Source organism: Yersinia vastinensis (assembly GCF_902726565.1).
In the GTDB taxonomy this organism is placed as follows: Bacteria; Pseudomonadota; Gammaproteobacteria; order Enterobacterales; family Enterobacteriaceae; genus Yersinia; species Yersinia vastinensis.
In genome coordinates this window covers 173,822-187,586 of the sequence record NZ_CACVAF010000002.1, presented here as the reverse complement: position 1 = coordinate 187,586, position 13,765 = coordinate 173,822, and the positions used below count along the sequence as shown (strand labels likewise).

Genomic DNA, 13,765 nt, shown 5'->3' with positions numbered 1-13,765 from the left:
TAAGTAACTCCCATAAGTAATGTTTCTGATGCAGACCCGCTATCTTGATAGCGTAGAGTGCCTTATGGCAGATTTATTAGTATTTGTATTTGATAGTAAAGGTAAAAGTTATGTCTAAGAAAACTGGTCAGGTTAAGTGGTTCAACGAAGCTAAAGGTTTTGGTTTTATTGAGCAACATGATGGCGGTAAAGATGTGTTTGTTCACTTCTCTGCAATCGCAACTGATGGTTTCAAAACTTTGGCTGAAGGCCAACGTGTTGAGTACACCATCCAAGACAGCCCGCGCGGGCCGGCTGCTGCAAACGTTGTTGCTCTGTAATTCAGAACGATAATGTTTGAATAATCTTGGAAACCGATGATGATACTGATGTGTTAATCATCTATCCGGATAACAAAATTCTAAAACCCGCATATATGCGGGTTTTTTCATAAAATCAAGCTCATAGAGGTTTAATCAGAAAACTTTAGGATGGGCAACTGCATCTAAACAATAAATAAAAATGAGTTGTTAGGATGCCCAGTAAAAGGAAATTTATTATGACGTTAAAAATGGGTCGAGTGAAATGGTTCAACCAGTCCGAAGGCTACGGTTTCATTTCTCCGCATGATGGTAGCTTGGATGTGTATGTCAGCAAGACAGCCATTGCCAACACCAAAAATAAATCACTGAGTGAAGGGCAGCACGTTGAATTCTCTACTTATCGTAGTATTCATGGGCCGTCAGCCGCTGATGTGATCGCTTTCTAAGAAAACGGCTACCCAAGGGTAGCCGTTTTTACTCTTCTTACTTGACGTCGTAGCGCCAATTATTTTGAGTTGTTTCGCCTCTATTCGACTTATTTTCGTCGCTGGGCTGTTTTGCAGGTGCTTCTATTTGTATTTTTGCGGCTTAGTTGCTGAAGTTAGCAAACAGCGCAATAATTTTATGGAATACTTTCATTTCTTACTCGATGTACATAATTGTGTGATGTCAGTCACAAAATAATACTCTTCGATATTCAACATATCAATAACAAAACCAACATTTATCACTCCAATTGCAGAGAGTATTTACTTATATTAATGCTGATTAACATAACTGCTTGTTATTAATCGCTGATGCTCATGACGGCGTCGGCGTTGTTACCCTGCAACAGCAGTTATGGTATCCTCGACCACTTTCCCGCTGGCTAAACTCCATTTTGGAGGATGTATGGATCACCGTTTACTCGAAATCGTTGCCTGCCCGGTCTGCAACGGCAAGTTATACTTCAATAAAGAAAATCTTGAACTGGTGTGTAAAGCAGATAACCTGGCTTACCCAGTGCGTGATGGTATTCCGGTCTTGCTAGAGAACGAAGCTCGCCCACTGTCAATTGATGAGAAGCACGCATGAGTTTCATTGCTATAATTCCCGCCCGCTATGCCTCAACCCGTCTACCCGGTAAGCCACTGGCTGATATTGCTGGCAAACCGATGGTTGTTCATGTGATGGAGCAAGCGTTGGCGTCAGGTGCCACTCGGGTGATTGTGGCAACAGACCATCCAGATGTCGTGAAAGCGGTTGAGGCTGCCGGGGGCGAAGTCTGTCTGACCCGTGCTGATCATCAGTCTGGTACCGAGCGTTTAGCGGAAGTCATTGAGCGTTATGGTTTTGCCGATGATGACATTATTGTCAATGTGCAGGGTGATGAGCCACTGGTTCCTCCAGTGATTATTCGTCAGGTCGCTGATAATCTGGCGGCCTCTAGCGCGGGTATGGCCACTTTAGCTGTGCCAATTGAAAGCAGTGAAGAAGCCTTTAATCCTAATGCAGTCAAAGTGGTAATGGATGCTCAGGGTTATGCGCTCTATTTCTCGCGCGCGACCATCCCATGGGAAAGAGAGCGTTTTGCTCAATCCAAAGAAACCATTGGTGATTGTTTCTTACGCCACATTGGCATCTATGCTTATCGCGCCGGTTTTATTCGCCGTTATGTTAATTGGGCACCCAGTAAACTTGAGCAAATAGAGTTATTAGAGCAACTTCGTGTGCTGTGGTACGGTGAAAAAATCCACGTTGCAGTGGCAAAAGCTGTACCCGCAGTGGGGGTTGATACTCAAGAAGATTTGGACCGCGTTCGGGCGATTATGCTCAACCAGCCATCCTAGCGAGAGCGACACACGCCAGTCTTAATTGAGGCTGGCATTGTCATTTTCCGCCGATCGTTCGATTTTTATTGTGGATGTTATTTGATCTGCATTCTAGAAATATCCCGCCCAGCATCCCATTATAAAGAATCATTTCCAGATAATCGGACAAAGCCTTATGGAACAGCTGAAAGCTGAATTAAGTGTAGTGATTGGGGAATCGATCACTCGCCTTGAACGCATCAGCGAACAACCTTATGCCCACTTGTATGCGATGTATAACCAACAGGGGCAGGCTATCCCATTATTAGCAAAAAGTTATGTCTGTCAGGGGATTGCACAGCAAGAGGCTTATAAATTGTCGATGCTGTCGCGTGAGGGCGATATCCGCTTACCGACCGTGTACGGCTTGGTCATGACCCATCAATCCCCATATAAAGAAATTCTTCTAATGGAGCGCTTGCGTGGCGTTTCAGTGGAAGCACCAACTCGGACGGGAGAACGTTGGGATGCTCTGATGGATCAGATAGTGGAAGGGGTATTAGCCTGGCACCGAATTGACAGCCATGGTTGCGTTGGCAATGTTGATAGCACACAGGAAAATGATTGGTTCAGTTGGTATCAGCAGCGAGTCGAAGTGCTGTGGGCCACGCTGTCTAATATGAATTCCCCAGTCATGACCCTAGAAGACCGCGCGGTGCTTTATCGTGCTCGAGCGTCCTTAAGTTCACTTTTTGTTGGTTTTGACGACAGCTCTGTGTTGGTTCATGGCAATTTGACATTACGCAGTATGCTGAAAGATGCGCGCAGCGACCAGTTACTGGCGATGCTTAATCCTGGCCCCATTCTTTGGGCACCGCGTGAATATGATCTTTTCCGCCTCAGTGAAGAAGGGATGCCGAGTCAGTTATTTTACCGTTATCTCAATAAAGCACCGGTTTCTGAATCCTTTGTTGCCCGTCGTTGGCTTTATACCCTTTGGGAATTGGTTTCTCGCTTTATTCATACGGGCAATTTGGATCGGACTTTATTTGATAGTGCGGCCCGGCAACTTTTACCTTGGTTAGATTAAATACCCCTGAACTTGTCATCTGAAATCTATTGGGTATAGCTCTGCCTCTATGCTCAATTTTCCGGAGCATGATTTTCAGTTAATTTTTGCCATATCAATCCCAATGTCTCATACCAGGCCCGTTCTGAATGCCCTAAATAAATAGCGGCTGGAATGGCACGCTCCCAACTATGCAGTGGCGTAGTAATGGCCAATTGATTGGCGGGCGCCGGGATTGGGTGTAAACCTTTGGCTTCAAAGAATTTTATGGCTCGCGGCAGGTGACTGGCAGAAGTGACTAATAAAAATGGCTTATCACCGACCACGTTGGCAACAGCGGAGGCTTCTTCCGCTGTGTCTTTCGGCTGCTCTAACGCAATAATATCCTCCATCGGAACGCCCAAACTTTCTGCCACCTGCGCTGCTGTTTTGGCACTACTTTGGCTGTTGGGGCCTGCACCGCCGGTAAATATCATTTTCGTATTGGGGTGTGCGCGATAAAGCCTGATGCCTTCTGTTACCCGCGGCAAACTATTCGAGAATAAATTGGCACTGGGTGCCCAATTCGGATTAAACGTGTAGCCGCCACCGAGGACAACAATGTAATCTACGGGGTTGTTGCCGTGATAAGTGGCGTAGTGTTTTTCTAATGGCAATAGCAGGCGATCTGCGACAGGTTGCAGGCTAATAAGCAATAATACCAGCCAACTTAATGCAAAAAGCGTTTTGCCGCTTTTCTGCCAACGGGTAAACCACAATAAGATTAATGCCAGCCCCATAAGTATAAGCACTAAGGGTAGGGGCATTAATAAGCCGCCAACAAACTTTTTTAGGGTAAAAAGCATAAAAACAGAGACCTTTTGGCTGAAAAAACGGCATTTGGTGATGATTACGGGCCAAGAAGATTTATTCTAAGTCAGGCTGTGCCAAAATAGCAGGTTGGTAGTTATTCTTTTTGCTGTAGCCATTGATTTGCACGTCTCTATCAAGGCCGGTAAATCAATAGTTATATTGATGATGGTGGAACAGTTATCCATGCAGGATCGCAATTTCGATGATATTGCCGAGAAGTTCTCCCGCAATATCTACGGCACGACGAAAGGAATGATTCGTCAGGCGGTAGTTTGGCAAGATATCACCGGGCTGTTAGCGCAGTTACCGCAACGGCCGTTACGGATTTTAGATGCGGGTGGCGGTGAAGGGCATATGGCTTGCCAATTAGCGGCATTGGGCCATCAGGTTCTATTATGTGACTTGTCCGCTGAGATGATTCAGCGAGCAAAAGTGGCCGCCGAGGAAAAAGGTGTGAGCCACAACATGCAATTTGTACAAAGTGCGGCACAAGACATCACACAACATTTAGAACAGCCAGTTGATCTGATATTGTTTCATGCGGTTTTAGAATGGATTGCAGAGCCTCAACAAGTTCTGCAAATACTTTGTAATGTATTAAATCCAGGTGGCGCGCTTTCATTAATGTTTTTCAATGCCAATGGGCTGGTGATGCGTAATGCGGTATTAGGTAACTTTCAGTTGGCAATACCGGGCGTCAAAAGGCGCCGACAGCGCTCGCTGTCACCGCAATATCCTCTGGACCCACCGGTTGTATATGGCTGGCTTGAGCAAATGGGTTTATCCATTAGTGGTAAGACAGGAGTCCGGGTGTTTCACGATTACATGAAGAATAAACAGCAACAAGTTGATGAGTTTGCTGAATTATTGGAGCTGGAACAGCGCTATTGCCGGCAGGAGCCCTTTATCAGTTTGGGGCGCTATGTGCATGTCTCTGCGTTCAAGCCGAATCTGAAGGACCCATTATGAGTGAATTTTCCCAGACAGTACCCGAACTGGTCGCCTGGGCGCGAAAAAATGATTTTTCGATTACTCTGCCAACGGAGCGTCTGGCCTTTCTTATGGCGATTGCCACCTTAAACGGTGAGCGGTTGGACGGCGAAATGAGCGAAGGGGAGTTGGTTGATGCATTTCGTCACGTCAGTAAAGGTTTTGAACAGACGACCGAAACCGTGGCAGTGCGTGCCAATAATGCCATCAATGACATGGTGCGCCAGCGTTTACTGAACCGCTTTACCAGTGAAATGGCCGACGGTAATGCTATTTACCGCCTGACGCCATTGGGCATTGGTATTACAGATTATTATATCCGCCAGCGTGAATTCTCGACTCTACGGCTATCAATGCAGTTATCGATTGTGGCACAAGAGCTGCAACGCGCAGCAGAGGCAGCAGAAGAGGGCGGCGATGAATTCCACTGGCATCGCAACGTCTTCGCCCCACTGAAATATTCAGTTGCTGAAATTTTTGACAGCATTGATATGACGCAGCGTTTGATGGATGAGCAGCAACATAGCGTGAAAGAAGATATTGCCGCGCTGCTTAATCAAGACTGGCGTGCTGCCATTGCCAGCTGCGAAATGTTGCTATCAGAAACCTCCGGCACTCTGCGAGAGCTGCAAGACACGTTAGAAGCGGCGGGTGATAAACTTCAGGCGAATTTATTGCGCATTCAGGAAGCCACCATCGGCAATGCGGGGCTGGATCTGGTTGATAAACTGGTGTTTGACCTGCAAAGCAAACTTGACCGTATTATCAGTTGGGGTCAGCAGGCGATTGATCTGTGGATTGGCTATGACCGCCACGTACACAAGTTTATCCGTACTGCAATTGATATGGATAAAAATCGGGTATTTGCCCAGCGCTTGCGCCAATCAGTACAGAACTATTTTGATAGCCCTTGGACCCTCACCTACGCTAACGCCGATCGCTTGCTAGATATGCGCGATGAAGAGCTGGCGCTGCGCAGTGAAGAGGTCACAGGGGAGCTGCCACCGGATCTGGAATTTGAAGAGTTTAATGAAATCCGTGAGCAGTTAGCCGCCATGATTGAGCAGGCATTGCTGGTTTATCAAGAGCAGAAATTGCCGCTTAATCTGGGGGAAGTGATGCGCGATTACCTCGCGCAATATCCGCGTGCTCGTCATTTTGACGTGGCTCGTATCCTGGTCGACCAGGCAGTTCGCCTTGGTGTGGCCGAAGCCGATTTCTCAGGGTTACCAGCCGAATGGTTGGCAATCAATGATTACGGAGCCAAGGTGCAGGCACATGTCATCAACAAATATTGAAGTAGTAATGCCGGTTAAACTGGCTCAGGCATTGGCCAACTCACTGTTTCCGGCGCTCGACAGTCAATTGCGTGCTGGCCGCCATATTGGTATTGATGAGCTGGATAATCATGCTTTCCTGATGGATTTTCAGGAGCAACTGGAAGAATTTTATACCCGCTATAACGTGGAATTAATCCGTGCTCCGGAGGGTTTCTTCTATCTGCGTCCGCGCTCTACCACTCTTATCCCACGCTCGGTGTTATCTGAGCTGGATATGATGGTTGGCAAAATTCTCTGTTATCTGTATCTCAGCCCAGAGCGCTTGGCCCATGAAGGGATTTTCGCGCAGCATGAGCTATACGAAGAGCTGTTGAGTCTGGCCGATGAGAGCAAATTGCTGAAGTTCGTTAACCAGCGCTCAACCGGTTCAGATTTGGATAAGCAGAAGTTGCAGGAAAAAGTACGAACGTCACTCAACCGGCTACGGCGCTTGGGGATGATCTATTTTATGGGCAATGACAGTAGCAAATTTCGCATCACTGAGGCGGTGTTCCGCTTTGGTGCTGATGTACGCAGCGGTGATGATCCACGTGAAGCCCAGTTACGTATGATCCGTGATGGAGAAGCCATGGCGGTAGAGAACAGTCTGTCACTCCATGATGAAAGTGATGAAAACGATATCACCATGGGCAATGCAGCGGACAGTGCAGAGGATGAACAGGAATGATTGAACGCGGAAAGTTTCGCTCACTGACCTTGGTTAACTGGAATGGCTTTTTCGCCCGGACATTCGATCTTGATGAGTTAGTCACCACTTTATCTGGCGGTAATGGTGCGGGTAAATCCACCACCATGGCCGCTTTCGTCACGGCATTAATTCCTGACCTGACGTTGCTGCATTTTCGTAACACCACAGAAGCCGGAGCCACCAGTGGTTCCCGCGATAAAGGTTTGCACGGTAAGTTGCGTGCAGGGGTGTGCTACTCAACACTCGATGTGGTCAATTCTCGCCATCAGCGCGTGGTAGTTGGCGTGCGCCTGCAACAAGTTGCCGGGCGTGATCGAAAAGTTGATATCAAGCCGTTCACCATTCAAGGATTGCCAACCGCGATTCAGCCGACTGAAATTCTTACTGAAGTTGTGGGTGAACGTCAGGCGCGCGTGTTGTCTTTACAAGAGCTGAAAGAGCGCGTTGAAGAGATGGAAGGGGTGCAGTTTAAGCAGTTTAACTCCATCACTGATTACCACTCGCTGATGTTTGATTTAGGGGTGATTCCGAAGCGTTTGCGCTCTTCGGCTGATCGCAGCAAGTTCTACCGTTTGATTGAAGCGTCATTGTACGGCGGTATCTCCAGCGCCATTACCCGCTCATTGCGCGATTATTTATTGCCAGAAAATAGCGGAGTACGAAAAGCCTTCCAAGACATGGAAGCGGCACTGCGTGAAAACCGCATGACCCTTGAGGCTATTCGTGTCACCCAATCTGACCGTGACCTGTTTAAGCACCTGATCTCAGAGGCGACGTCTTATGTTGCGGCTGACTATATGCGCCATGCTAATGAGCGGCGTATTCACCTTGATGATGCTTTAGTACTGCGTCGTGATTTGCTGGCGAGCCGCAAGCAACTGGTGACCGAGCAGTATCGGCATGTCGAAATGTCCCGTGAGTTGGCGGAGCAAAGTGGGGCAGAATCTGATCTTGAGACCGACTACCAAGCTGCCAGTGATCACTTGAGTCTGGTGCAAACCGCGATGCGCCAGCAGGAAAAAATCGAACGCTATCAAAGTGATTTGGAAGAGTTGACTTACCGACTGGAAGAGCAAAACGAAGTCGTTGCCGAGTCAAGTGAGCAGCAAGCTGATAATGAAGCGCGGGCCGAAGCTGCCGAGCTGGAAGTGGATGAACTGAAAAGTCAGTTGGCTGATTATCAGCAAGCGCTGGATGTGCAACAGACGCGAGCTATTCAATATCAGCAAGCATTGCAGGCTTTGGATCGCGCGCGCGCGTTGTGTCAGTTGCCGGAGTTAACCGCAGATAATGCTGAAGAGTGGCTGGAAACTTTCCAGGCCAAAGAGCAGGAAGCGACCGAGTCTTTATTGCAGCTCGAACAGAAACTGAGTGTTGCCGATGCCGCACACAGCCAATTTGAGCAAGCTTATCAGTTGGTGGTTGCGATTGCCGGTCAGGTCAGTCGTAGCGAAGCTTGGCAGACCGCCCGTGAATTATTACGTGACTGGCCATCCCAGCAACATTTGGCCGAACGTGTCCAACCATTGCGCATGCGCCTATCCGAGCTGGAACAGCGCTTGCGTGCCCAGCAGGATGCTGAGCGTTTATTGCAAGAGTTTTGCAAGCGTCAAGGGCAGAACTATCAACCAGAAGAGTTGGAAGAGTTACAGCGTGAGCTGGAATCACAGGTTGAAGAGCTTTCTCTTAGCGTCAGCGATGCCGGCGAACGGCGCATGGAAATGCGTCAGGAACTGGAACAGCTGAAACTGAAAATTCAGGAACTGACGGCGCGAGCCCCCGTTTGGCTGGCAGCGCAGGATGCCTTGAGCCAACTGAGTGAGCAAAGCGGTGAAGCGCTGGAAGACAGCCGTCAGGTCACCGAATACATGCAGCAGTTGCTGGAGCGCGAACGCGAAACCACGGTTGAACGTGATGAAGTAGCGGCAACCAAGCGCGCCATTGATGCGCAGATCGAGCGTTTGAGTCAACCAAGTGGTGCTGAAGATCCACGGATGATTGCGTTAGCCGAGCGTTTTGGCGGGGTATTGCTCTCTGAGATTTATGACGATGTGACTATCGATGATGCGCCATACTTCTCCGCATTATATGGTCCATCACGCCACGGTATTGTAGTACCAGACCTGTCATTGGTACGTGACCAATTGCTGGGGTTGGAAGATTGTCCAGAAGATCTCTATCTCATCGAAGGGGATCCACAGTCATTTGATGACAGTGTTTTTGCCGTTGAAGAGCATGAAAAAGCGGTCGTGGTGAAAATTGCGGATCGCCAATGGCGATATTCCCGCTACCCGGAAGTGCCCCTGTTTGGCCGTGCGGCCCGTGAAAATCGCCTGGAGTCGCTGTATCAAGAGCGCGATAGCTTGGCAGAACGTTACGCGACGTTGTCATTTGATGTGCAAAAAACGCAGCGTTTACATCAAGCATTCAGCCGTTTTATAGGTTCCCATCTGGCGGTGGCATTTGATTCAGATCCCGAAGCTGAAATTCGCTTGCTGAATACTCGCCGTGGTGAAATTGAGCGAGCGCTGAGTGCGCACGAAGACCAAAATCAGCAGCAACGTCAACAGTTCGAACAGGCCAAAGAGGGGATTTCAGCCCTTAACCGATTGATACCGCTGGTTTCATTGCTGCTTGATGATACGTTAGCCGACCGTGTTGAAGAAATTACGGAAGAGTTAACCGAAGCACAAGAAGCGGCTCGGCATATTCAGAAACACGGCGCTTCTCTGACCAAACTGGAACCCTTGTTGGCGGTGCTGCAAAGTGATCCGCAGCAACATGAACAATTACAAGAAAACTATGTGCTGGCACAAAACAGCCAACGTCAGGCGAAACAGCAAGCTTTTGCCCTGACGGAGGTGGTTCAGCGCCGCGCGCACTTTAGCTATACCGACTCTGCGGGCATGCTGACGGAGAACTCTGATCTTAACGATAAATTGCGACAGCGTTTAGAGCAGGCTGAAGCCGAGCGTACTCGCGCCCGCGAGCAGTTACGTCAGTATCAGGCTCAGTTCACTCAGTACAATCAAGTGTTAGCGTCATTGAAAAGTTCCTATGACGCCAAGCGCGACATGCTCAAAGAGTTGAGTCAAGAGCTGGTGGATATTGGTGTTCAGGCTGATGCGAATGCGGAAGCCCGCGCCCGTGCTCGCCGTGATGAATTACATGCCGCATTGAGTACCAACCGTTCGCGTCGTAATCAGTTGGAAAAACAACTGACGTTCTGTGAAGCCGAGATGGACAGCTTGCAGAAAAAACTGCGTAAGTTGGAGCGAGATTATCATCAGATTCGCGAGCAAGTGGTGAATGCTAAAGCAGGCTGGTGTGCCGTGATGCGGATGGTGAAAGATAATGGTGTTGAGCGCCGTTTACATCGCCGCGAATTGGCTTATATGGATGGTGACGAGCTACGTTCGATGTCGGATAAGGCGTTGGGGGCACTGCGTTTGGCTGTGGCCGATAACGAACATCTGCGTGATGTGCTGCGGTTGTCGGAAGACCCTAAACGACCTGAACGGAAAATTCAGTTCTATATCGCGGTGTATCAGCATCTGCGTGAGCGAATTCGGCAGGATATTATCCGCACCGATGATCCGGTTGAAGCCATTGAACAGATGGAAATTGAGCTGGGTCGTCTGACGGAAGAATTGACCGCCCGTGAGCAGAAACTGGCGATCAGTTCAAAAAGTGTGTCGAATATCATCCGTAAAACCATTCAGCGCGAACAGAACCGCATCCGTATGCTCAATCAGGGCTTACAAGCGGTGTCATTCGGTCAGGTGAAGAGTGTGCGGTTGAATGTGAATGTGCGCGAAGCCCACGCCACCCTGCTTGATGTGTTATCTGAGCAACAAGAACAGCATCAGGATTTGTTTAACAGTAATCGGCTGACCTTCTCTGAAGCACTTGCAAAACTGTATCAGCGCCTGAATCCACAAATGGATATGGGGCAACGTTTGCCACAAACCATCGGTGAAGAGTTATTGGATTATCGTAACTATCTGGAGCTGGAGGTTGAGGTTTACCGGGGTGCAGATGGTTGGTTGCGAGCTGAGAGTGGGGCATTATCAACTGGTGAAGCTATCGGTACGGGGATGTCTATTCTGGTGATGGTTGTTCAGAGTTGGGAAGAAGAGTCTCGTCGTTTACGTGGCAAAGATATTTCTCCTTGCCGCTTACTGTTCCTCGATGAAGCGGCGCGTCTGGATGCGAAGTCTATCGCGACATTATTTGAGCTGTGCGAGCGGTTGGAAATGCAATTAATTATTGCTGCGCCGGAAAATATTAGTCCGGAAAAAGGGACAACCTACAAGTTGGTGCGAAAAGTCTTCCAAAATCATGAGCATGTACATGTGGTCGGTTTACGTGGTTTTGCGAACGAAATACCAACACTGCCATCGAAGCCCGTTGAGCAACAGCAGCCTGGTTAATTATTAATCAGCAAAGACGTAATAATAATTTATTCCCTTTAATGGCCGCTAAGCGGCCATTTTTTATTTGCTATCACATTTGAGGGTTATATTTTATAACCAGAGGAAATCTGTTAGCGTAACGTAAATGGCTAAATTTATAATATTGGTCACTCAGTGGCATTTCTGTTTGTATAATATGGTTAATACCCAAAAATAGGAGGTATTGCCGTCAACGAACAAATCGTGCTGGGTGGGTACCCGTCAGCCACTCGGGCAAGAAAGCCGCTAGCATGCTGCGACTTCAGGGAAGAAAGGTAACGACAGACTATGACGTACTTAGACAAGCATACCGGGGGCATAGAATGTCGCTAAAGAAAAGAAATACGCAACGTACATTCGCGTTATATTGCGCTTTAATTTGTAGCGTGATGCCAATATTGACTGCATCAGCGACTGCGCCAGTCATGTCTATAGATTCATCTTCAGCATTGTCAACGTCGCCGCAAAGTATGACGGTCGCACAAAGCCGTTCTCAGCTTTTGGCGACGCTGCCGAAAAACGTCACTCCGCACTATTTTTCTGAGTTAGCGGTACTTTATGCCGCTAATCAAATGCAACCCATGTGGCAAGATAGAACGGCTGTTCAGCATTTTCAGCAACAATTGGCGGAAGTGGCGCTCTCCGGTATTCAACCGCAATTTATGCAATGGGTGAAATGGCTCAGTGATCCTGATATTACTGGCATGGCTCGTGATGTCATTCTCTCCGATGCGATGTTGGGATATTTACACTTTATCTCAGGCGTCGGGGCCAACGGCAGTGTCTGGCTATATAGCAATGTGCCGTACAAAATGGCGATGCCGCCGGCCACAATTTTAAATCGTTGGCAACAAGCAGTACACGAAGGAACCACTGCACCTTATCTGGCGTCACTGGCTCCCCAACATCCGCAATATGAAAAAATGCATCAGGCATTGAAGCAGATGCTGGCTGACCGCCGCCCATGGCCACAAATGACCAATGGTCCGAGTTTGCGCCCAGGTCAGCTCAGTGACGATATTCCTGCTTTGCGAGAAATTCTTGACCGAACTGGCATGCTGAATCCTGTGGCATCAGCGCCAGTGAAATCCCCAGAAGTTATCCCGGCCGATAATCCTGCGGTTGCGGCAGTCAATGATGATCTCTCGGTTGATGAAGAGAAAAGTCGCGCCCAAGCGCATAGTCTGGTGGTTAGCCCATCGGCAGCTCCTGTCGCTGACGTTCCGGTGACTGAGGGCGTGGTTGCTCCTGCATCGACAGCTCTGACATCTACTGCCACAGTGACTGATAATGTCTACACACCAGAGTTGATGGAAGCCGTTAAACGTTTTCAACGATGGCATGGGCTGAGTGATGATGGTGTTATCGGCGTCCGTACTCGCGAATGGCTGAATGTTTCTCCACAAATGCGAGCCACGTTATTGGCACTGAATATTCAGCGCTTACGCATTTTGCCGGGACGAGTGGATAACGGCATTATGGTTAACATCCCAAATTATTCTCTGAATTATTATAAGAATGGTACAGAGGTGCTTTCATCCCGCGTGATTGTTGGCCGCCCAAGCCGCAAAACACCGCTGATGAGTAGCGCATTGAATAATGTAGTGGTTAATCCGCCGTGGAACGTGCCGACGTCTTTGGTGCGTCAGGATATCGTGCCGAAAGCGCGTTATGATTCCAGTTATTTCCAGCGCCATGGCTATACCGTGTTGTCTGGTTGGAGTAATGATGCTGAAGTTGTTGACCCGTCAATGATTGACTGGAGCATGATTTCACCGAACAACTTCCCATATCGTCTGCGTCAGGCGCCAGGTGCTAGCAATTCATTGGGGCGATTCAAGTTCAATATGCCAAGCTCTGATGCTATCTATCTGCATGATACACCGAACCATGGTCTGTTCCAGAAAGATATCCGTGCACTGAGTTCAGGTTGTGTGCGAGTGAATAAAGCTTCTGATTTAGCCAATATGCTGTTGCAAGATGCGGGCTGGAATGATGCGCGAGTTTCATCGACCTTAAAACAGGGAGATACCACTTATGTCAACATTCGCCAGCGTATCCCGGTGCAATTGTATTACCTAACGGCGTGGGTTGCTGATGATGGTAAACCGCAGTTTAGAACAGATATTTACAATTATGATATGACGGTGAGATCAGGTTCACAAATCTCCCAACAGGCTGAACTTTTGCTGCAATAAATGCAGTAAAACTCAATAACTAATGGTCTCAATATCGGGTTGTCTTGTGGGCGCTCAACAGTGAGCGTCCTCTTCCCTAAAC

Annotated in this window: 11 protein-coding genes; 10 read left to right on the top strand and 1 reads right to left on the bottom strand. The window is 48.4% G+C overall.

Annotation, left to right across the window (positions count from 1 at the left end; all coding sequences use genetic code 11):
• The first annotated feature begins 110 nt into the window (after positions 1-110).
• The 5 genes from cspE to HUZ92_RS03570 all read left to right on the top strand — a co-directional run bounded on the left by cspE (position 111) and on the right by HUZ92_RS03570 (position 3,182).
• The gene (gene cspE / locus HUZ92_RS03590; RefSeq protein WP_005159934.1) at positions 111-320 is read left to right on the top strand and encodes a transcription antiterminator/RNA stability regulator CspE; all 210 of its coding nucleotides are present in this window, start codon (positions 111-113) and stop codon (positions 318-320) included.
• Positions 321-538: 218 nt separating this feature from the next.
• Entirely contained in the window at positions 539-748 is a 210-nt protein-coding gene (locus HUZ92_RS03585; protein ID WP_025378781.1) for a cold-shock protein, read from the top strand.
• 445 nt (positions 749-1,193) lie between these two features.
• On the top strand, positions 1,194-1,376 hold the full coding sequence (locus HUZ92_RS03580) for a Trm112 family protein (protein ID WP_004700032.1): 183 nt from the start codon (positions 1,194-1,196) through the stop codon (positions 1,374-1,376).
• Positions 1,373-2,131 (top strand): 3-deoxy-manno-octulosonate cytidylyltransferase, encoded by a 759-nt coding sequence (kdsB, locus tag HUZ92_RS03575; RefSeq protein ID WP_050139699.1) that lies wholly within the window; start codon positions 1,373-1,375, stop codon positions 2,129-2,131. Before HUZ92_RS03580 ends, kdsB begins: the two co-directional genes overlap by 4 nt.
• Before the next feature lie 157 nt (positions 2,132-2,288).
• Positions 2,289-3,182: a YcbJ family phosphotransferase gene (locus tag HUZ92_RS03570; protein WP_050097130.1), complete on the top strand. Its 894-nt coding sequence runs from the start codon at positions 2,289-2,291 to the stop codon at positions 3,180-3,182.
• A 53-nt stretch (positions 3,183-3,235) separates the two neighbouring features.
• Here HUZ92_RS03570 and elyC read toward each other — a convergent pair whose 3' ends face one another.
• A complete protein-coding gene (gene elyC / locus HUZ92_RS03565; protein WP_145579982.1) occupies positions 3,236-4,006 on the bottom strand; it encodes an envelope biogenesis factor ElyC in 771 nt (256 codons plus the stop codon).
• Positions 4,007-4,196: 190 nt separating this feature from the next.
• Between elyC and cmoM the strand changes: the two genes are divergently transcribed.
• From cmoM to ldtD, 5 genes are all read left to right on the top strand, one after another.
• Entirely contained in the window at positions 4,197-4,982 is a 786-nt protein-coding gene (gene cmoM / locus HUZ92_RS03560) for a tRNA uridine 5-oxyacetic acid(34) methyltransferase CmoM (RefSeq protein ID WP_050097132.1), read from the top strand.
• Positions 4,979-6,301, top strand: a complete 1,323-nt coding sequence (gene mukF / locus HUZ92_RS03555; RefSeq protein WP_050097133.1) for a chromosome partition protein MukF — start codon at positions 4,979-4,981, stop codon at positions 6,299-6,301. The genes cmoM and mukF overlap by 4 nt, the downstream gene beginning before the upstream one ends.
• Positions 6,282-7,010 (top strand): chromosome partition protein MukE, encoded by a 729-nt coding sequence (gene mukE / locus HUZ92_RS03550; protein WP_050097134.1) that lies wholly within the window; start codon positions 6,282-6,284, stop codon positions 7,008-7,010. Before mukF ends, mukE begins: the two co-directional genes overlap by 20 nt.
• A complete protein-coding gene (gene mukB, locus HUZ92_RS03545) occupies positions 7,007-11,464 on the top strand; it encodes a chromosome partition protein MukB (RefSeq protein WP_050139696.1) in 4,458 nt (1,485 codons plus the stop codon). Before mukE ends, mukB begins: the two co-directional genes overlap by 4 nt.
• A 344-nt stretch (positions 11,465-11,808) precedes the next feature.
• Positions 11,809-13,683 (top strand): L,D-transpeptidase, encoded by a 1,875-nt coding sequence (gene ldtD / locus HUZ92_RS03540; protein WP_050139695.1) that lies wholly within the window; start codon positions 11,809-11,811, stop codon positions 13,681-13,683.
• The last annotated feature ends 82 nt before the right edge of the window (positions 13,684-13,765 follow it).

Excerpts from the sequence above, each read along its gene's own strand:
- HUZ92_RS03570 (WP_050097130.1), top strand. The coding sequence starts at position 2,289 with ATGGAACAGCTGAAAGCTGAATTAAGTGTAGTGATTGGGGAATCGATC.
- cmoM (WP_050097132.1), top strand. The coding sequence starts at position 4,197 with ATGCAGGATCGCAATTTCGATGATATTGCCGAGAAGTTCTCCCGCAAT.
- HUZ92_RS03580 (WP_004700032.1), top strand. The coding sequence starts at position 1,194 with ATGGATCACCGTTTACTCGAAATCGTTGCCTGCCCGGTCTGCAACGGC.
- elyC (WP_145579982.1), bottom strand. The coding sequence starts at position 4,006 with ATGCTTTTTACCCTAAAAAAGTTTGTTGGCGGCTTATTAATGCCCCTA.
- HUZ92_RS03585 (WP_025378781.1), top strand. The coding sequence starts at position 539 with ATGACGTTAAAAATGGGTCGAGTGAAATGGTTCAACCAGTCCGAAGGC.
- cspE (WP_005159934.1), top strand. The coding sequence starts at position 111 with ATGTCTAAGAAAACTGGTCAGGTTAAGTGGTTCAACGAAGCTAAAGGT.
- mukF (WP_050097133.1), top strand. The coding sequence starts at position 4,979 with ATGAGTGAATTTTCCCAGACAGTACCCGAACTGGTCGCCTGGGCGCGA.
- ldtD (WP_050139695.1), top strand. The coding sequence starts at position 11,809 with ATGTCGCTAAAGAAAAGAAATACGCAACGTACATTCGCGTTATATTGC.
- mukB (WP_050139696.1), top strand. The coding sequence starts at position 7,007 with ATGATTGAACGCGGAAAGTTTCGCTCACTGACCTTGGTTAACTGGAAT.
- kdsB (WP_050139699.1), top strand. The coding sequence starts at position 1,373 with ATGAGTTTCATTGCTATAATTCCCGCCCGCTATGCCTCAACCCGTCTA.
- mukE (WP_050097134.1), top strand. The coding sequence starts at position 6,282 with ATGTCATCAACAAATATTGAAGTAGTAATGCCGGTTAAACTGGCTCAG.